Origin of the sequence: Aquabacter spiritensis, assembly GCF_004346185.1 — a bacterium.
Lineage (GTDB): Bacteria > Pseudomonadota > Alphaproteobacteria > Rhizobiales > Xanthobacteraceae > Aquabacter > Aquabacter spiritensis.
Window position 1 is genome coordinate 121,047 of record NZ_SMAI01000014.1, and the last position, 19,771, is coordinate 140,817.

Sequence of the window (19,771 nt, forward strand, 5' to 3'; positions counted from 1 at the left end):
ACGTCTCGAACGCGCCAAAGGGAGTGTCCCATGACCGGGAAAGACCAGGACAAGGATAAGACCAAGGCGACCTCCGGCGAGGGCAACCCGGCCGAGAATCTCGCCGATATCGGCGCCGTGTTCCGCGGCCTCGGCGGCTTCGTCGAGATGCTCGGCGCGCTGGTTGAGAAGGGCGAGCACCTGAACCAGCAGGGCGAGTTCAAGGTCAAGGGGCTCGGCGACCAGGCGCGCGGCGTCTATGGCTTCAGCGTCCGCAGCGGCCTCGGCGGGGTGCCGCAGGTGCGCCGCTTCGGCAATCTCAACCCGACGCCCAAGGGGCCGGTGGTCGAGGACGTGCGCGAACCGCTGGTCGACGTGTTCGACGAGGCGGACGCGGTGATCGTCACGGCCGAGATTCCCGGCGTCGCCGAGGAGGAAATTTCGCTCTCCCTCGAGGGTGCGCATCTCCTTCTCGCCACCACCGGGCGTCACCGCTACGCCAAGGATGTCGCGCTGCCGGACGGCATCGACCCGGCTTCCCTGGAGCGCAGCCATCGAAACGGCATCCTCCAGGTCAAGTTCAAGAAGGTCTGACGGCCATGACCGGCAGGGTGGAGGGGGTCGGCACATTCACCGTGGGGGCGTCCACGGTGCGGATCGTGACCGACTGCGCCGGCGACATCTCGGCCCTCGTCCATGCCGAGGAGCAGGTGGTGCGCAAGCTGGCGGATCGGGACCTGTGGCCCCATCAGACCGTCACTTTGTTCGTCCTCGACAATCTCGCCCCTCTGGTCGGGCAGTTGAAGGAAATGGGCCGGCTGATGGACGAGGCGCTGGCCGGCCTCCCGCAGCGGCCGATGGTGGTGCTCTACGATCCGCGCCACGCCACCGAATGCTTCGTGTTCGTCAACCGCCAGATCATGATGGCGGAGGAATTCTGGGGCGATTCCCTCGCCGCCGAGGGCCTGCTCGCCCACGAGCACGCCCATCCGCTCTCGGAATGCCCCGCGACCCATGCGGCGCGCGGGCTGACGGTCGAGGCTGCGGGGCCGGCCGCCCTCGCGCCGCTCGCCGCACGCCTCGGCGAGACCCTCTCGACCGGCGCCGTGACCGAGCTTCTCGCCAATGCCTTCTGCCTCGCCCATGGCTTCGGCGATGCGCTGAAGCATGTGAACCGCATCTCGCTGCGCCGCGCGGCCCGCAATCTCGCCCAGCGCGCCGAACTCGAGACGCGCGCCGCCGCCGCGGTCGCCGCCGGCACGCTGCCGGCGGACCAGGCGCCGGTCCTGCTGCGGCTCGCCGACGCCCAGATCGGCCTGCCCTTCGCGCTGGAGACGGTGCCGTTCCACGAGGCCGGCCTCACCGCCCACGCCGCCGAACTCGAAGGTCTTCTGGCGGACGATCTCCTTGCGCGGATGGCGCCCGAAATGGTGAGCCTCTATGACGATTTGAAAGCCCCGTTCGCCGCGCTGCGCCCGGACTGGGGCGCCGCGCGCCTCGCGGACTGGGTCGCCGACATCCTGTCCCGCCTCTCCGCCTTCCTCTCGCAGGGTGGCGCGCCACTCACGCTGAGCCTCGTTCCCGCGCGCCTCGCTCATGCCGAAGGGAGCCACCCATGATGCAGACGGACACCCTCGCCCCCGCCGAGACCGTGGCAGAGGGCAAATATCTCTATTGCCTCATCGACGCGCCCGCGCCGGACACCTTCGCATCGCCCGGCATCGGCGGGCGCGGCGACGTGGTCCACACGATCACCGTCGGCCGCCTCGCCGCGGTCGTGAGCGACTCGCCGCGCATCGAATATGAGAACAGCCGCCGCAACATGATGGCGCACACCAAGGTCCTCGAAGAGGTGATGGCGCGCCACACCATGCTGCCGGTGTGTTTCGGCACCGTCGCCACGGGGCCGGATCCGATCTCGGGCAAGATCCTGGAAGGGCGGCGGGACGAACTCGTCGGCCTGCTGGAGCAGATGCGCGGCCGGCTGGAGCTCGGCCTCAAGGCGACATGGCGCGAAGACGTCATCTTCGCCGAGATTCTCCAGGAAAACCCGGCCATCGCGAAGCTGCGCGACAGCCTCGTCGGCCGCTCGCCGGAAAAGAGCCATTTCGAGCGCATCCGCCTCGGCGAAATGATCGGCCAGGCGATGGAGCGCAAGCGCCGCGACGACGAGGAGCGGATCCTCGAGCGCGTCCGCCCCTTCGTCCACAAGACCAAGCTCAACAAGCCGATCGGCGACCGGATGATCCTCAACGCGGCCGTCCTCGTCGAGGCCGCGCGCGAGGCGGGGCTCGACCAGGCGGTGCGCCAGATGGACGCCGAATGGGGGGCGCGGCTGTCCTTCAAATATGTCGGGCCGGTGCCGCCCTACAACTTCGTCACCATCACGATCCATTGGTAGGAGGCGGGAATGAGTCTTGTGACGGACGTCCTGTTCGCCCCCGCGGTGGGACCGCTGAAGGGGGTGCTCTGGCTTGCCCGGCTGATCGCGGAGCAGGCCGAACGCACGCTCTATGACGAGGATGTGCTGCGCGCCGCTTTGCTCGATCTCGAACAGCGCTTCGAGGCGGGCGAGATCAGCGAAGCCGATTACGAGACGGAGGAGGACATCCTTCTCGCGCGTCTGAAGATCGCCCGCGAGCGCATGCGCAGCGGGCTTTGACATCGAAGGGTCCGGCCTGTTCCGGGGGCATCCGGAAGGGCGAGGAGGCAAGCCATGGCGACCACCATCGAATTGATCCGAAACGTGAAAATGCAGTTGCAGGAATTGACCGGCTTCAATGCCGACAGCGTGTCGGACTTCACGGCGACGCAGGACGGCTGGGAAATGACGGTCAATCTGCTGGAGCTGAAGCGCATCCCGGCTTCGACGGACATGCTCGCGGCCTATCGCATCAAGCTGGACAAGGCCGGCAACGTGACCGGCTATCACCGGTCCCGCCGCTATCTGCGCGACCAGGTGATGGAAGAGACGCCCTGATCCCGCCGGTCGCGGGGGGAGAGGCGCGGCGCGCCCGCGGCGGGTGACGGCGCACGTGGGAAACAGGCCGGCGCCCGGAGCGGGTGCCGGCGGGACGACGAAGGCCGGACCGCGCGGGACACGCGCGGCAATGCGGGCGCGGCTGCGTCCCTGGCGTCGATGACGGACAGGGACGGCCGCACGCCGAGGGAAACGGGTCATGAGCGAACAGCGGATGGAGCACTCCCTCCAGGCAGTCGGGCTGGCGGACATTCTCGAGCGCGTGCTCGACAAGGGCATCGTGATCGCCGGCGACATCTCGATCTCGCTGGTGGAGGTGGATCTCCTCAACATCCGCCTGCGCCTGGTCGTGGCGTCGGTCGATCGCGCGATGTCGATGGGGATCAATTGGTGGCAGAGCGACCCCCATCTCAATTCCCACGCCCGGCAGCTGGAGGAGGAAAACCGCCTGCTGCGCGAGCGGCTCGACCGGCTGGAGGCGGCTCTGGCGCCGCCCGAGGGCGGGATGCTGCGTGCCGAGGTGGAGGTGGCCCATGGCGGATGACGCCGCGCCCTTTTCCTTCCGGGTGTGCGAGGCGCCCACCCGCGACGTCGGCCGGGGCCTGATCCGGCTCGATCCCGAGGACATGGCCCGGCTCGGGGTCGAGGTCGGCGACGTCGTCTCGATCGCCGGCCGGCGGTCGACCGTGGCCCGCGTCATGCCGGCGCATATGGGCATGCGCAAGCAGAGCCTCGTCCAGATGGACGGGCTCGCCCGCGTCAATGCGGGGGCGAGCCTCGACGAGCAAGTGGTTCTGAGCCCGGCGGCGGTCGCGCGGGCACGTTCCGTCACCCTCAACCAGGTTGGCGGTCGTGCCCGCGCGCCCGAGCCGCGCATGCTGGCCCGGCTGCTCGACGGCATTCCCTTGCTGGCGGGCGACCGGGTGCGCGCGGCGCTGGTCGGCGCGCAGACCCGCGAATTCACCGTGGAGAGCACCGATCCGCTCGGCCCGGTGATGATCGGGCCGGAGACCAAGCTGCGCTGCCTCGACGGCACCGCCGAGAGCAATGCCGTCACCTATGAGGATGTCGGCGGCCTGCGCAACGAGGTGCGGCGCATCCGCGAGATGATCGAGCTGCCGCTGAAGCACCCGGAAGTGTTCCAGCATCTCGGCATCGATTCGCCCAAGGGCGTCCTGCTGTACGGCCCGCCGGGCACCGGCAAGACCCTGATCGCCCGCGCCGTGGCGCGCGAGGCCAATGTCCATTTCATCCATCTCAACGGCCCGGAAATCATCGACAAGATGTACGGGGCGAGCGAGGCGCAGCTGCGCCGCATCTTCGACGATGCGGAGAAGAACGCGCCGTCCATCATCTTCATCGACGAACTCGACGCGATCGCGCCGAAACGCGAGGAGATGAGCGGCGATCGTCAGGTGGAACGGCGGGTGGTCGCCCAATTGCTCGGCCTGATGGACGGTCTCCAGGCGCGCGGCCAGGTGATCGTCATCGCGGCGACCAACATCCCCAATGCGATCGATCCCGCTTTGCGGCGCCCCGGGCGGTTCGATCGCGAGATCCAGGTCGGCGTGCCGGACGAGAAGGGCCGGCGCGAGATCCTGGAAATCCACACCCGCGGCATGCCGCTCGCGGCCGATGTCGATCTCGGGCGGATCGCGTTTCTCACCCCGGGCTTCGTCGGCGCCGATCTCGCCGCTTTGAGCCGCGAGGCGGCGATGAGCGCGCTGCGGCGGCTCATCCCGGACATCAGCTTCGAGGACGCCCGCGTCTCCGACGAGATGCTGGCCGCTCTGCTCGTCACCCCCGCCGATTTCACCGCCGCGCAGGCCGGCACCCAGCCGAGCGCCTTGCGTGAGATCGTCACCCAGGCCTCGCACAAGCGCTGGACCGATGTCGGCGGGCTCGACGACATCAAGCGCCTTCTCGTCGAGGCGGTGGAATGGCCGACGCGCCATGCCGACCTCTATGCGCAGGCCGGCATCCAGCCGCCCAAGGGGATCTTGTTCTACGGCGCCCCCGGCACCGGCAAGACCCTGCTCGCCAAAGCGCTCGCGGGGGAGAGCGGGGCGAATTTCATCGCGGTGAAGGGGCCGCAACTGCTCTCGATGTGGGCGGGCGAATCCGAGCGCGGCGTGCGCGAGGTGTTCCGCAAGGCGCGCCAGACCGCGCCCTGCATCGTCTTCTTCGACGAGATCGACACGCTGACGCCGAACCGCGGCGGGCTCGGCAATGCGATGACCGACCGGGTGGTCGCCCAGCTCCTCACCGAGATCGACGGCATCGAGGATCTGCGCGGCGTCACCGTGGTCGCGGCCACCAACCGGCTCGACCAGATCGACGCCGCTTTGCTCCGGCCGGGGCGGTTCGACTTCCTGGTCGAGTTCCGCGCCCCCGACGGCGCGACGCGCCGCGCCATTCTCGACGTCCATGCCGGCCGGATGCCGCTCGACCCCTCGGTCGATCTGGCGGCGCTGGCGGTGGACGCGGAGGGCATGGTGGGCGCCGATCTGGAAGCGCTGTGCCGCCATGCCGGGATCGCGGCGATCCGCGACGTGGTGGCCGGAGACAGCGCCGTGCTGCGGGTGGAGACCCGCCATTTTGCCGAGGGCTTGCGGGTGGTCAGGCGGGGGAGCGAGACATGAGCGGCCTTCTGGTCTTCGCCATCGTGCCGGCCGATCGGATCGAGCCGGGCCTTCTCGCGCCGGCGGAGGGCCTGCCGCCCGGGCTCGAGACCGTCGTGGCGGCCGGGTTCGCCGCGATCGTCGGGACGGCGCCGGAAGGCGGGCTGAAGGGCCGCGACCGCGGCAGCCTCCTGCCGTGGCTGCTGGCCAGCCAGAAGGTGATCGAGCGGCTGATGGCGCGCGGCCCGGTCCTGCCGGCCGCGCTCGGCAGCGTGCTGGAGGACGAGAGCCGCGTGCGGCACATGCTGGTCTGCGGCCAAGCGGCGCTGGCGGCCGCGTTCGAGACCCTGAACGGCTGCTGGCAGACGGACCTGTCGGTGCGCTGGGATCTGAGCCGCACCGTGGCGCACCTCATGACCGAGCTGCCGCCCGGCCTGCGCGCCGCCGCCGAGACCGGCGACGAAACCGCGCGGCGGTCCCTGGGGGCGGCCCTCGCCGGTCTGGTGGCCGGCGAGCGGCGGCGGATCCAGAGCCGCATCGGCGCCGTGTTGGGCGCCGTCGCACGCGACCTCATCGTCTCGGATCCGGTCGAGCCGGAGGGGGTGGTCGGCGTCGCGCTTCTGGTGGATGCGCCCGCTTCGGCGCAGGTGGACGCCGCGCTCGATCGCCTCGACGGCGAATTCGAGGGGCGGCTCACTTTCCGCCTGGTCGGCCCGCTCGCGCCTTACAGCTTCGCCACGGTTCAGATTCACCTTGGCCCCGCGGCGGGCCTGGCCGGCGCCCATGCCGAACTCGGGCTCGAGGCGGGGGCACCGCTGGAGGCGGTGAAGGCCGCCTATCACCGCCTCATCGTCGGTCTTCATCCCGATCTGGTGCCGCACGGATCGCCCGGCGACGATGCGGACGACGCGGCGTCCGGCAAAGGCGGGCGGGCGGCCCGCTTCGCCGCCGTCACGGCGGCCTATCGCACGCTCCAGGCGGAACACGCGCCGGTGTCGCTCCGGCGGCAGGACGGCCTTTCTCCGGGATGAGGCCGTGCGGCCGGGAGGACCACGCGTCTGGGCATGAAGGCGGGCTGCGAGATCGCGCATCCGCGGGGGGAGAGGGCAGGGGGACGGGAGCGTGCCCCGGCCCCAAAGCCGGAGACGGCCTGCGGGGAAAGCCTGCGCCCGCTGGCGGAGCGGAGACGGGCCAATGAGAAACGACCTTCGCGCGGCGGAGGGGAGGCGCCCATGTTGTACGTTTATGCGATCACCGCCGACCATCCCGGCCCGCATGATGCCGGGAGCCTCCCGGGCGAGGGCATCGTCCCCGGCGCGCCGGTGCGGCTTCTGCCGTTCGGCGATCTCGCCGCCGCCGTGAGCCCGGTTTCCGCGGTCGATTTCGGCCCCGAGGCGCTTCCCGCCCGGCTGCAGGATGTCGACTGGACCGGGCAGCGCGTGCTGGCCCATCAGCGCGTCGTCGATTCCCTCGTCGATGTCGCGACCGTCCTGCCGATGAAGTTCTGCACCCTGTTCTCCGGCGCGGCGGCGCTGCGGGCGGCGCTGGCGGACAATCGCGCCGCGCTCGAGGCCACCGTCGTTCGGCTGCGCGGCGCCCGGGAATGGGGGGTCAAGCTGTTCTGGGAGGCGCCGCCCGCCGAGCCCGCCCCCGTCGAGCGGGGACCGGGGGCCGGGGCGGCCTTCTTCCAGCGCAAGCGGGATGCCCAGCGGCTGCGCGCCGAGGCGGAAGCGGCACTGGCGCACGGTGTCGCCGAGAGCCACCGCCGGCTCGCGGCGCGGGCGCGCGCGGCGGTCGCCAATCCGGTTCAGCCCGCCGCGGTGCATCGGCGCCGCGGCGAGATGGCGCTCAACGGCGCCTATCTGGTGCCGCGCGCCGACGAGGCGGCGTGGCGGGAGAGCCTTGCCGAACTGGAGCGGACCTATGCCGGCGCCGGCATCCGCTACGAGCTGACCGGCCCCTGGGGGCCTTACAATTTCACGGGAGGTGGCCTTGCCGGATCCTGAACCGATCATCCCGCGCACCAGCGGCGACGTCGCCCTGGCGGATCTGCTGGATCGCGCGCTGCACAAGGGGCTCGTTCTCTGGGGCGAAGCGACGATTTCGGTCGCCGGGGTCGACCTCGTCTATCTCGGCCTCAAGGTCCTTCTCGCCTCGACCGACACCGCCAATCGGATGCGCGACGCGGCCGCCGCGTCCGCCGCCGGCTCACACCTTCCGGGAGGCTAGGGCGCCATGCTGTATCTCTACGCCGTTCTGGAGGCGCCCCCGCCCGCCCGCAGCCTGCCGCCCGGCATCGGTGGCGGCGCGCCGCACTTCATCGAGGCCTTCGAACTGGTCTGCGCCGCCAGCGAAACGCCCAACCGCAGCGTGGCCCCGGAGCCCGCCGAAGTCTGGCGGCACCAGCAGGTGGTGGAGGCGCTGATCGACCGCGCCCCCGCTCTGCCTCTGCGCTTCGGCACGCTGGTCGAGGATGCGTCCGCCTGCCGCCGGCTTCTGACGCGCCACCGCGACGCGCTCGGCGCGCAGCTCGGCCGCGTGCGCCATTGCGTCGAATTCGCCCTGCGGGTCTCCGGCCTGCCCGAAGAGGTGGCGCCGGACCCGGGCATCGGCGGCGGCCCGGGCACCAGCTATCTGCGCACCCTCGCCCGGCGCGAGGCGGGCTGGCCGCCCTCCACCGCCGTCTTCCCGCATGACGGCCTCGCGGCCCACGCCGCGGAGCGCCTGCTCTGGGCGCGCTCGACCTCCCAGCCGGACCTGCGCGCCTCGTTCCTGGTGCGCAAGCCGAACGTCGCGGCCTTTCTGGCGGACGTTTCCGCTTTGCAGCGGGTGCGGCCCGATCTCGGCATCACCTGCACCGGCCCGTGGCCGCCTTATTCCTTCTCGGATCCGGATCTCTCGGGGGTGAGCCCATGACCGGCTTCGCGGGCGGCCCCGCCGTCACCGAAACCCTCGAATCGGTGCTGCAGGGCCGGGTCGACATCGACCCCGAGCGGGTCGAGCAGGGCCTCGTCAAACTGGTGTTGATGGTGGTCGAGACGCTGCGCCAGGTGATCGAGCGCCAGGCCATCCGCCGGGTCGAGGCCGGCGCGCTCACCGACGAGGAGATCGAGCGGCTGGGCCTCACTTTGCTGCGCCTCGAGGAAAAGATGGCGGAGCTGCGCGTGCAGTTCAATCTGTCCGAGGCCGATCTCTCGCTGAAGCTGCGATTGCCGCTCGGCGAGCTGTAAGCGCCGGGGCCCCGGCGCCTCTTCGCCACAGGCACGACGCGCCGGCCTTACATCGCCGGCATGGTCTCGAATTTGGGCAAAGTCGGATCCAGCGTGTCCCAGGCCTGGCCGCTCCGGGTCCACACCACCAGTTGCGGCACGAAGCGGGCGGGATCGTCGAGGCTGGCCGCGCGCACGAAGACGAGGTCCGGCATCGCCGCATTGGTGGAATAGACCGGCGTGCCGCAGGTCGGGCAGAAGGCCCGGGTGACCATGTTGCCGCTTGCGGCGGGCTTGTCCCAATGGGTCGCGGGGCCGCTCAGCCGGGCGGCCGCGCGGGGAAATGCGAGGTGGGAGGCATGGCCCGTCCCGCTGTCATACTGACAGTCGCGGCACTGACAATGCCCCGCCATGATGGGATCTGCGGCGATCTCGTAGCGGATCGCGCCGCACGCGCAGCCGCCAGTATAGGCCTTGGTCGTCATGTCGTTCCCTCTCCCCTCCTGAGTGCCCGGTCCGATCCGATGGCCACCGGATCGGCGCGTGCGCCGGCCGCGAACGTCTCCAAAGCGTCCAGCGTGTTGTTCCACCCGGCATCCATGTCGACCGCCTGGGCCGTGCCGAGCTTGCGATGGGTGATCGCGATCTCGACGCCGCCGGGGGCGTCCGCGAACGCGACCGTCACGACCGAGGCGGGGCCTGTGGGATCCGCCTCCCAAGTGAAGACGAGCCGGTCGGGCGGCGCGATCTCCAGATAGGTCCCGCGCACCGCGACGCGGCTGCCGTCGCCGCGTCGGAAACGCGCCTGCCAAGCGCCCCCGACACGGCAGTCCAGGGTGCACGCCTCGACGCTCCAGCCCTTCGGGCCGAACCATTGGGCGAACAGCGCCCGATCGGTCCAGGCGGAGAACAGGAAGGCGCGGGTGCCGCGCAGGGTGCGGCGCACCGTGACCGTCTTCTCCGCCGCCGGGCTCACCGTTTGCGCCGCCGGGCGGGCCGGGCCGCCTCCGGCGCGGCGGCCAGCGCGTCGAGCTTTTCGAGGCTCTGGTCCCAGAATTCCGCCGTGCGAGCGATCCAGCTCTGCGCCGCGTCGAGCGGGGCGCGGACCAGCCGGCAATGGCGGCGCTGGGCCTCCTTGCGCACTTCGATCAACGCCGCGCGTTCGAGCACCCGCAGATGCTTGGACACGGTCGGCGCCGTCAGGCGGATCGGCGCGGCCAATTCGCCGACCGTCGCCTCGCCCTCGGCCAGGCGGGCGAGAATTGCCCGCCGCGTCGGGTCCGCCAAGGCGGCGAAGGTGGCGTCGAGGCCGGGCATGTCAGCTTGTGTCGTCATCGCGACATTAGACAAGTAGCAAAATAGGGTGTCAAGCGCGGTTCGCTCTCCCGCATGCCCGCTCTGCCGATCAAACGGTGCGCGGGCCCGCGGCGCCGGGATCGGGCCGCTTCTTCCGCCCATCGCGCGGTCCGGCCGTCGAACCGCCTCGGGACCGGCGTTGCGGAAATGCAACAGGCCGAAATTGTGCGGAGGGCATTTCGCAAACCGGATGTCGCTTGCGCAATCGGAGTATCTCGACCGGGCGATGCCTTCCTACGGTCAATCCGAACGTTTCGCAGCCCGTCGGCGCGATTCGGCGGTTGCAGGGGGAGCGCAGCGGGGCGGATGCGAAACGCGTGCGGCATCGTCGGAGGGTGGGAGCAGGGAGCCGGGGCCGGCATGCCCGAGGCGTCCGTGCGCCCGTCCTTTGCCGTTCCGCGCGCGGTCGGATCCGCCCCCGTGCGGCGGCGCGGTGCGGGTCGGCGGACACCTTCGCAGGCCGACAGCCGAGCGCGCGCCCGCAGCGCCCGTCCAGTCGCCGATGTGCGGCATCACGTCTTTGAAATCATGAGATTTTCGCTGTCCGAGCTCGGTCGCGTGTCTGTGCCGACCTTATGCGTGGCAGCACTTGGATCAGTTTGGGTCTGCAACTTCAGGTAGCGCCCTCGAGGCGCGAGAATTCGTTCGGCACGCAGCCGCTGGGATGTGGGGGACAACATGTCGAATCGTGAAGCGCCGCGCCGGACCGATGTCGCTCGGTCCATGGAAGCCGGTCGGCCGAGCCTCACGGCGCGGCGCCTTCTGCGCCGCCGCCTCCTGCTGACTTCGGCCCTGGTCTCGACGCTCGGCCTGGCTTCGCCGGCGTTTTCCCAGGCGCTCGACCCCAACGGCGTCGCCGGGCAGGACGGTTTCGCGCTTCTGAGCACGGGGGCGGGCGGCGGCGGTGGCGGCGGCGGTGTCGGCCTGATCGGCGCCGCATCTGGAACTGGGAGCACCATCGAAGGCGGCGCCGGCGGTGCCGGCGGCATTGCGGGCAGGCTATTGCCGCCGGCACCCACCGGCGGCAACGCCGGGCAAAATGGCACCGTCAATGGCAACCCCGGGGCCGGCACTGGCGGTTCGGGCGGCGCGATCGCGGCGACTACGTTCGGCGCGGGAGGGGCCGGCGGCGGCGGTGCGGCCGGGGGGGCGGCGGCGGGTGGGTCCGGCGATATCAGTGGCGGTGGCGGCGGCGGCGGCGGCGCGGCCATCATCCTGAACACTGCGGGCACCTACAGCTACAACGATCAGGTGACCGGCGGCGCCGGCGGCGCCGGCGGCGACGTGACCGCGGCGTTCAGCGGTAACGTCCTATCAGGCAATGGCGGGAATGGCGGCGCCGGGCTCCTGATTCACCTGGGGGCGACGGACGTCACCAGCGCCTTCACCATCGTCGGCGGCGCGGGCGGCAACGCGGGAAATATCACGTCTGGTACCGGAACGCAGGGGACCGGCGGCGTCGGCGGCGCCGGCGTCGTTTTGAGCGCTGACGGCAGCAGCTTCGGGAATCTTGCGTCCGGCACCGTGACCGGTGGCGTCGGCGGCTCGGTCGTCGACGCCGTCTTGAGAAACGGCTTCGCGGGAGCAGGCGGCGCGGGCGTCCTGTTGAGCGGAAACACCTCGACCGTGACCAATTCCGGGACCCTCCGAGGTGGTGAAGGTGGGTACAGGTATGACGCTGGGCGGGGCGCGAGCGGGGCCGGGCTTCTCATATCCGGCAGCAACAATACCATCACCAACGAGTCGGGCGGCTTTATCTACGGCGCGGACACCACAATTGGCGCCGGCGGCATCGGCGTCATCATCACCGGAAGCGGCAACACGCTGATCAGTGCCGGAACCATCACGAGTGGGAGCAATTCAAACGGCGAAGGCGAGTCCGGCATTCGCGTCGACGGCAACAACAACACAGTCATCATAAGCGGCCTCGTCTCGTCGATCGCGGACACACTTGATGCGATCCGCTTTATCGGAACGGGAAATACGCTCGAAATCCGATCCGGCTGGGCTTTGGGCGACAACAATACAGGGGTTGCGTCGGGCAATGGGGGGACGTTCGCCCTCGGCGGGACGGTTGATGCCACCATCAACATGCAGACGATCGTTGGTGGCCAATATGTAGCGCAGCAGTTCAATAATTTCTCGACGTTCGAGAAAGTCGGAACCTCGACATGGACGCTGATATCGTCGAGCGGCGGGAGTGGCAGTTCCGACTGGACGGTGAAGGCGGGCACGCTGTTCCTGGATGGGTCGCAGTTCGCCGAGAACTACGGAAGTATCGTCGTCGAATCCGGCGCCGTATTGCGGGCAAACGGCGCTGCGGTCATCCACGGCAATGTTACGCTGAACGGCACCGCTGATTTCGAGGCGAAAGCCGGGCCGGGAAACTATCCGACCAATCCTGGCGTGAGGGTTTCCAGTTTGACGCTGGCGCCGACATCGACGCTTACCATCACGCTCGGCGACAATCCGCTGGCTCCGGCCATTGAAGTTCTCAACCTCGCCACGTTCAATGGGGCGGAGGTCAATATCGTCAATGACGGCAATCTCGCGGCGGGCACGACTTACACACTGCTCTCCCTGGCGGGCGGAAATTCGGGCACCCTCACGCTCGGCGACATGCCGGCCGGGTTCAGCGGAACGATCTACATCGCCAACGGCTCCGGCATGTATGCGTCGTCCGTCTTCTATTTTCTGGACGTGGTGGCTGCGTCCGCGGGCCTCTACTGGAACGGCGGCGTCACGACCTCCGGCGGGTCGAGCGTCGTCGGCGGCGACGGCACCTGGAGCGCCGGCAACACCAATTGGACGAATTCCGCCGGCGCGACCGCCGTGGCGTGGGACGGTTCGACAGCCATCTTCGCGGGCACCTCCTCGTCCAACAACGTGACCGTCGTGGGCGCGCCGGGCGTGATTTCCGTCGAAGGCATGCAGTTCGACGTCGACGGCTACAACATTTCCGGCGACAGCATCACCTTGGCGGCGACCTCCGGCCAGACCGGCATCGATGTCGCCACGTCCGTCACCGCCACCATCGGCTCGGTCCTCGTCGGCACCACGGGCCTGGAAAAGACCGGCGACGGCGTGCTGATCCTGTCCGGCGCGAACACCTATGCCGGCGGCACCACCATTACCGGCGGCACGCTGCAGATCGGTGCCGGGGGCGCGACCGGGTCCGTCGACGGCGACATCGCCAACGATGCGGCGCTCGTGGTGAACCGGACCGGCGCTCTGACGCTCTCCGGCATCATTTCAGGCTCGGGCACGCTGGAGAAGCTGGGCACGGGCACGCTGACGCTCACCGGCGCCAACACCTATACGGGCACGACGACGGTTTCTGCCGGAACGCTGCGCATCGGCGACGGCACGGCGGCGGCGGGAGAGATCGCCGGCAACATCACCAATAATGCGGCGCTCGTCTTCGACCGGCCCGGCGCCCTGACCTATACCGGGAATATCTCCGGCAGCGGGACGCTGACGAAGCAGGGCGGGGGAACGCTGACGCTGAGCGGCGCGCTGTCCTATACCGGCGCCACCACCATCGCCTCCGGCAACACTCTGGAATTGACCAGCATCGGCACGTACACGCTGGCGGGTGCCGTCTCCAATGATGGTTCCCTGGTGGTCAACAATGTGGCCGGCGCCCGCGTCTATATCTCGGACGTCATTTCGGGCAACGGGACGCTGACGAAGTCGGGGGGGGCGGGCGGCCTGGTCGCCGGTTTGGTGCTCACGGGCAACAACACGTTCAGCGGTGGCACGACCATCAATGCCAATGGCATCGATGTCGGCAACAACACGACGACCGGCGATATCGGCGATGTGACCTTCACCGCCGCCAACACGTTTCTCGCCTTCTACCGCTCCAATGACTACACCTATGACAGTGTCGTGTCGGGCGCGGGCTCGGTGGTGAAGGGCGGTGCGGGCACCACGACATTCACGGGAGAGAACACCTATACCGGCGGCACGCGCGTGGCCTTGGGCACCCTGATAGTGGGTGACGGCGCGACGAATGGCTGGATCGCTGGCGACGTCCAGATCTTGTCGGGCGCCACCCTCGTGTTCGACCGCTCGGACGCCAAGACCTTCAGCGGTATTATCTTCGATGCGGGATCCCTGGAGAAGCAGGGCACGGGCACGCTGACGCTCACCGGCGCCAACACCTATACCGGCACGACGACCGTTTCTGCCGGAACGCTGGAATTCAGCAACGCGGCCGGGCTCGGCAGCACCGCCTTCGGCACCACGGTGGCGTCGGGGGCGACGCTTCGGACCACCCTTGTGGATCCCAGCGCGACGATCGCTGAAAACTTCACGTTGTCGGGTTCGGGCGCGACGGGAGAACGCGGCGCGCTGGTCAATACCGGGCGGATCATCCTGTCGGGCGGCATCCAGCTTGACGCGGATGCCACCATCTCCAGCGATTATCTGCTCGGCCGGCGGCTGACGCTTTCGGGCATCATGACCGGCAACGGGACGCTGACGCTGGATGGCGGCGGCATCATGTCGGGGCCGATCCTCACCACCACCGGCGGTCTCACCAAGACCGGCGACGGCACCTGGAGCCTCCAGGCCTCCAATGGCTATATCGGCGTGACCACGGTCTCCGACGGCGCGCTTTCGGTCGAAAACAATGGGGCGCTGGGGGGCACCACCAGCGGAACCGTCGTCGAGTCCGGCGGCACCCTGATGCTGTTCAACAGCCGGGCGATCACGGGCGAAGCCCTGACCCTGGCCGGCGAGGGCTATGAGATCGGTTACGGCGCGCTCACCGCCTCGGGGGTCAACAGCACGAGCAGCTGGGCGGGGGCGATTACGCTGTCGGCTGATGCCAGCATCGTCGCGGGCAGCCAGTTCGACAGCGGCGTGACCCTGGACCTGACCGGCGGCATCATCACCGCCGGCTTCACGGCGCGGCTCGGCGGGTCGAACACCGGGACGGTCTCGAGCGACATTTCCGGCACCGGCGGCGTCACGAAATTCGGCGAGGGCACCTGGATTCTGTCCGTCGCCAACACCTATTCCGGCGCGACGACGGTGTCGGGCGGCACCCTGCGGGTGACGGACAATGCCGGCCTCGGCACGATTGCCGGGGGGGTCACGGTCGCGTCGGGCGCGACGCTCGATCTGCGCAACGCGGTCACCAACGTGGTGATCGGGGCCGAGACGCTCGCTCTGAGCGGCACGGGCGTGTCCGGCGGCGGCGCGCTGCAGAGCACGGGTGGCTTCAACAGCTGGGCAGGGGCGATCACCCTCGACGCCGACAGCCTGATCGTCGTCACGGACAACCAGCTGACTTTGTCGGGCGGGATCACCGCGGTCGACAAGAATCTGACCCTCGGCGGCGCGGCGAACGGCAGCGTGTCGAGCAGCATCGCGACGGGCGCGGGAACGCTGACCAAGACCGGCTCGGGCAGCTGGGATCTGACCGCGGCCAACAGCTATGCCGGACTGACCACGGTGTCCGCCGGCCAGTTGCGCATCGCCAACGCCACCGCCCTCGGCACGACGGCGAGCGGCACCGTCGTCGCCTCGGGCGCCACCCTCGCCTTGGGCGGCAGCATCGCCGTGGGCAGCGAGGACCTGACGCTTTCCGGGACCGGCATCGTCGATGGCGGCGGCGCCTCCCAGGGCGCCCTGGTCAGCTATGGCGGGACCAACAGCTTTGCCGGCGCCATCACCCTGGCGGCGGACAGCACGATCAACACCCACACCTATTCTGCGCTCGGCTCCCTGACCCTGTCGGGCGGCATCACGGGCGCGGGCACGAAACTGACGCTGGGCGGCCTCGGCGCGGGCACGGTGTCCGGCGTGATCGCGATCGGCGCGGGCACGGTGACCAAGGTGGACGCGGGGAGCTGGACCCTGTCCGGCGCAAACACCTATACCGGCGCGACCCTTGTTTCGGCGGGCACCCTCACCGTCGCGCATGCGACGGGTCTGGGCACCGCTGCCGGCGGGACGACGGTCGCGGCGGGCGCCTCGCTCGTGCTGTCGGGCGGCGTGGCCATCGGCGCGGAGGCCTTGAGCCTGTCCGGTTCCGGTCTTGCCGGGGAGGGCGTGCTCGTCAGCGCCGCGGGAGCGAACAGCTTCGCCGGCGCGATCACGCTCGCGGCGGACAGCGTGATCGGATCCGTCAGCGCCCTCACGCTGTCCGGCGTGATCTCCGGTGGCAGTGCGCTCGAAAAGATCGGCGCGGAGACCCTGACGCTGACAGGCGCGAACACCTATACGGGCGGGACGACGGTGTCGGGCGGCACGCTGTCGATCGGCGCGGGCGGGGCGATCGGCTCGATCACGGGCGATGTCGTGCTGAGCACCGGCACGCTCGCGTTCAACCGCTCCGACGACATTTCGTTTGCCGACGTCGTGTCCGGCACCGGCGCGCTGAACAAACTCGGCGCCGGCAAGCTGACGCTCACGAACGACAACACCTTCGACGGCACGACGACGGTGTCCGGCGGCACGCTGGAGCTTTCGGGCGGGAGCCTGGCCGGTGGTGTGTCGGTCGAAACGGGCGCCACCTTGAAGGGCGGTGCGAGCGCGGGGACCGTCTCGGGCGACGTGGCCATCGCGGCCGGCGCCACCCTCGTCGGCGTGTCCGGCGCCACCTCGCTGTCGATCGGCGGCAATCTGACCTTCGCGGACCCGACCTCGATCTTCGCCGTGACGCTCGGATCGCCCTCGCCGACGACGCCGGCGATCAACGTGGGCGGCGACCTCGTGCTGACCGGCGTCCTGAACCTGACCACGGGCGTCGGCTTCGCCAGCGGCACCTATCGCCTGATCGATTATGCCGGGACCCTGTCAGGGGCCGGTCTGGAGATCGGGACGGCGCCGGAGCATTCGCTCATTGTGGTGAGCACGGCCACCGCCAACCAGGTCAACCTGATGGTGGCGGCGGGGCAGTGGTGGAACGGCTCCAACACCACGGGCGGATCCAGCGTCGCCGGCGGGACCGGAACCTGGAACGTCCAGGCGGGAACCACCAACTGGACCTCCTCCGACGGCAGCGCGGCAGATGCCTGGGGGCAAGGCGGGCTTGCGATTTTCGCGGGAACGGCAGGCACCGTGACGGTCGGCGGCACGACGAATCCGCAGGTCGCCGGCCTGGAGTTCGTCACGTCCGGCTATGTGCTGGAGAGCGCGGTGCCGGCCCGGACGATCCAGCTCGTGCCGGTTGCCGACGGCTATGTTCCCGAGATCGCCGTGGGTGCGGGCGAGGCGACGATTTCCGTCGCGCTCGGCGGGGGCTTCGGCTTCGAGAAGACGGGCGAGGGAACGCTCATCCTGACGCGGTCCAACTCGATCGAGGGGGAGGCGACGGTATCCGCCGGCACGCTCCAGTTCAGCGGCGATGCGAGTGTCGCCGGCTCTATCCTCGTCAAGTCCGGCGCCTCCTTCGTGGCCGAGTCCGGGGCGACCGGCGGGTCGGTGTTGGGCATGACGCTGGAAAGCGGCGCGACGCTGCAGATGGAAGCGGACGGCGTCAGCAGCCTGACCGTCGGCAGCCTGCTCATGCAGGGGGCTACGGTCATCAATCTCGGCCTGGGGGCGCCATCGACCACGGCGGCGCTGTCGACCGGCAATGGCGACCTGGTCTTGAGCGGGACCCTGAACCTCATCCAGCGCGACGGCTATGCCTCGGGCACCTATCGCCTGTTCGATTTTGGCGGCCAGATCACCAATACCGGCCTGGTGCTGGGCTCGACCGAGCCCTATTCGCTGAACGTGCTCGATTACTCCACCTCCGGTCAGGTGAACCTGCTGGTCGCCGCCGCGCAATGGTGGAACGGCTCGACCATTGTTCCGGGAACCAGCGTGCAGGGCGGCGACGGCACCTGGACCGTGGCATCCGACACGAACTGGACCAACGCGACCGGCACCACGGCCAAGGCCTGGACGCAGGGCAGCATCGCCATCTTCGCCGGGACGGCCGGAACCGTTACACTCAGCGGGGCGACCGATCCGGAAGTGGCGGGGATGCATTTCCTCACCTCCGGCTACACCCTCACCGGCGGTGAAATCTCCCTCGTGAGCTTCAACGGGCAGACGCCCGTCATTACGGTCGGCGACGCAACGCCCGCCACCGCCGGCGTCACCGGCACCATCGCCTCCGCCCTCGGCGGCACGGCCGGTCTGGAGAAGGCCGGCGCGGGCACGCTGACGCTCACCGGCAACAATGCCATCACCGGGACCACGGTGGTCTCCGCCGGTTCGCTCGTTTTCGCCGGCGGCACCTCGACGGCGGGCGGCTTCACGATCGGGCGCGATGTCGCGACCTCCGGCGCCGCGACGCTGACCGGCGCCGCGACGAGCCTCGATCTGGGCACCTCGAATCTGATGATCGTGGCCGATAAGGGGACAGGAGAGTTCACCATCGCGGCCGGCGCGGTCCTGACCTCCGGCGAGGGCTATGTCGGCTACGATACCGGAGCGGTTGGCCACGCCACCGTCACAGGCATCGACTCGCGTTGGGACGTCACGAACAGTCTCTATGTCGGCTATTACGGCACCGGCACCATGGAAATATCCGGCGGCGCCTCGGTGACCGCGGCCTATGCGGTCATCGGCTATTATGATGATAATTCCGGTGCGACCGGCACGCTGACGATCACGGGACCGGGCTCATCCCTGGACCTTGGAACCGGTGAGTTCGATGTCGGCTATTACAATGGCGGCTCGGTCACCGTTTCCAACGGTGCAACGCTCACGACCGGCGTCGCCTATATCGGCGTCTATAGCGGATCCGTCGGCACCTACAATTCCTCGGTGACGGTGACAGGGGAAGGTTCGACCTGGAACCTGAATGGTCAGGATCTGTACCTTGGCTATTATGAGGACAATACGTCGGGCACGCTCGTCGTTTCCGACGGGGGCAAGGTCGAGAGCGGCGCCGTTTGGCTCGGATACTATGATATCAGCCGCGGTTCCGTCACGGTCACCGGCGCGGAGTCGATGCTCGATTCCGGAAGCAACGACTTCTATGCCGGCTATTATGGCGACGGCACCATCACCGTCGCGGCCGGCGGCACGATCCTCAGCGGCGACCTCTATCTCGGCAACAATACCGGGCGCAGTGGCACCCTGACGGTGACCGGCGCCGGATCGAGCTTCGATGCCGGAACGCATACCGTCTATCTGGGCCAGTACAGCAGCAATGGCAGCATCACCCTGGGGACCGGCGGGGCGTTGGTCGCCGGGCGGATCGAGAAGGACGCATCCGCCAGCACGGGTGTGATCAATTTGGATGGCGGCATCCTGCGTGCCGGCGCCACCCAATCGGACTTCCTGTCCGGCTTTGCGGCAGGGGACATCACGCTCGCGGCCGGCGGCGGCAAGATCGACACGAACGGCTTCGACATCGGCGTGTCGAGCATTCTCGGCGGCAACGGCACGCTGGAGAAGACAGGCGCGGGCACGCTGACCTTGTCGGCCGCCAACACCTATTCGGGCGACACCACGGTCACGGCGGGCACGCTGCGGATCGCCGATGCGGGCGCGCTGGGCACCAGTGCGGCTGGGACGACGGTGGCGTCCGGGGCGACCTTGGAGATCTTCGGCTCGGGACCGCTGGCCCTGGGCGCGGAGGCGCTGACGCTGAGCGGCACCGGGGTGAACGG

General features: G+C 69.4%; 16 protein-coding genes. 13 read left to right on the forward strand and 3 right to left on the reverse strand.

Annotated features, from left to right (window positions below):
* Window positions 1-30 precede the first annotated feature (30 nt).
* From EDC64_RS19255 to EDC64_RS19310, 12 genes are all read left to right on the forward strand, one after another.
* The gene (locus EDC64_RS19255) at window positions 31-573 is read left to right on the forward strand and encodes an Hsp20/alpha crystallin family protein (protein WP_132034399.1); all 543 of its coding nucleotides are present in this window, start codon (window positions 31-33) and stop codon (window positions 571-573) included.
* A gap of 5 nt (window positions 574-578) precedes the next feature.
* The gene (locus tag EDC64_RS19260) at window positions 579-1,598 is read left to right on the forward strand and encodes a hypothetical protein (protein WP_132034401.1); all 1,020 of its coding nucleotides are present in this window, start codon (window positions 579-581) and stop codon (window positions 1,596-1,598) included.
* Window positions 1,595-2,380 carry a GvpL/GvpF family gas vesicle protein gene (locus EDC64_RS19265; RefSeq protein ID WP_132034403.1) on the forward strand — a complete coding sequence of 262 codons (786 nt, stop codon included), beginning with the start codon at window positions 1,595-1,597 and terminating at the stop codon, window positions 2,378-2,380. Before EDC64_RS19260 ends, EDC64_RS19265 begins: the two co-directional genes overlap by 4 nt.
* A gap of 9 nt (window positions 2,381-2,389) precedes the next feature.
* Complete coding sequence (locus EDC64_RS19270; protein WP_132034405.1) at window positions 2,390-2,641, forward strand: gas vesicle protein GvpG; 252 nt, start codon at window positions 2,390-2,392, stop codon at window positions 2,639-2,641.
* A gap of 54 nt (window positions 2,642-2,695) precedes the next feature.
* Window positions 2,696-2,959 (forward strand): gas vesicle protein GvpO, encoded by a 264-nt coding sequence (locus tag EDC64_RS19275; RefSeq protein WP_132034407.1) that lies wholly within the window; start codon window positions 2,696-2,698, stop codon window positions 2,957-2,959.
* A 199-nt stretch (window positions 2,960-3,158) separates the two neighbouring features.
* On the forward strand, window positions 3,159-3,503 hold the full coding sequence (locus EDC64_RS19280; protein WP_245504788.1) for a gas vesicle protein: 345 nt from the start codon (window positions 3,159-3,161) through the stop codon (window positions 3,501-3,503).
* Window positions 3,493-5,601 (forward strand): CDC48 family AAA ATPase, encoded by a 2,109-nt coding sequence (locus EDC64_RS19285; RefSeq protein ID WP_132034409.1) that lies wholly within the window; start codon window positions 3,493-3,495, stop codon window positions 5,599-5,601. Before EDC64_RS19280 ends, EDC64_RS19285 begins: the two co-directional genes overlap by 11 nt.
* Window positions 5,598-6,611, forward strand: a complete 1,014-nt coding sequence (locus tag EDC64_RS19290) for a GvpL/GvpF family gas vesicle protein (protein ID WP_132034411.1) — start codon at window positions 5,598-5,600, stop codon at window positions 6,609-6,611. Before EDC64_RS19285 ends, EDC64_RS19290 begins: the two co-directional genes overlap by 4 nt.
* Window positions 6,612-6,812: 201 nt before the next feature.
* On the forward strand, window positions 6,813-7,586 hold the full coding sequence (locus EDC64_RS19295; RefSeq protein ID WP_132034413.1) for a GvpL/GvpF family gas vesicle protein: 774 nt from the start codon (window positions 6,813-6,815) through the stop codon (window positions 7,584-7,586).
* Window positions 7,573-7,809 carry a gas vesicle protein gene (locus EDC64_RS19300; RefSeq protein ID WP_245504789.1) on the forward strand — a complete coding sequence of 79 codons (237 nt, stop codon included), beginning with the start codon at window positions 7,573-7,575 and terminating at the stop codon, window positions 7,807-7,809. The genes EDC64_RS19295 and EDC64_RS19300 overlap by 14 nt, the downstream gene beginning before the upstream one ends.
* Before the next feature lie 6 nt (window positions 7,810-7,815).
* Window positions 7,816-8,496: a GvpL/GvpF family gas vesicle protein gene (locus EDC64_RS19305; protein ID WP_132034415.1), complete on the forward strand. Its 681-nt coding sequence runs from the start codon at window positions 7,816-7,818 to the stop codon at window positions 8,494-8,496.
* The gene (locus tag EDC64_RS19310) at window positions 8,493-8,810 is read left to right on the forward strand and encodes a gas vesicle protein K (protein ID WP_132034417.1); all 318 of its coding nucleotides are present in this window, start codon (window positions 8,493-8,495) and stop codon (window positions 8,808-8,810) included. Before EDC64_RS19305 ends, EDC64_RS19310 begins: the two co-directional genes overlap by 4 nt.
* 47 nt (window positions 8,811-8,857) lie before the next feature.
* On the opposite strand, the gene EDC64_RS19315 is transcribed toward EDC64_RS19310, so the two are convergent.
* From EDC64_RS19315 to EDC64_RS19325, 3 genes are read right to left on the reverse strand one after another with little or no spacing between them, the layout of a single operon-like run.
* A complete protein-coding gene (locus EDC64_RS19315; RefSeq protein WP_132034419.1) occupies window positions 8,858-9,274 on the reverse strand; it encodes a GFA family protein in 417 nt (138 codons plus the stop codon).
* On the reverse strand, window positions 9,271-9,765 hold the full coding sequence (locus tag EDC64_RS19320; protein ID WP_165933823.1) for an SRPBCC family protein: 495 nt from the start codon (window positions 9,763-9,765) through the stop codon (window positions 9,271-9,273). Before EDC64_RS19320 ends, EDC64_RS19315 begins: the two co-directional genes overlap by 4 nt.
* On the reverse strand, window positions 9,762-10,106 hold the full coding sequence (locus EDC64_RS19325) for an ArsR/SmtB family transcription factor (protein WP_132034451.1): 345 nt from the start codon (window positions 10,104-10,106) through the stop codon (window positions 9,762-9,764). The genes EDC64_RS19320 and EDC64_RS19325 overlap by 4 nt, the downstream gene beginning before the upstream one ends.
* Before the next feature lie 717 nt (window positions 10,107-10,823).
* Between EDC64_RS19325 and EDC64_RS19335 the strand changes: the two genes are divergently transcribed.
* A partial coding sequence (locus EDC64_RS19335) for an autotransporter-associated beta strand repeat-containing protein (protein ID WP_207916139.1) occupies window positions 10,824-19,771 on the forward strand: 8,948 nt, incomplete at its 3' end.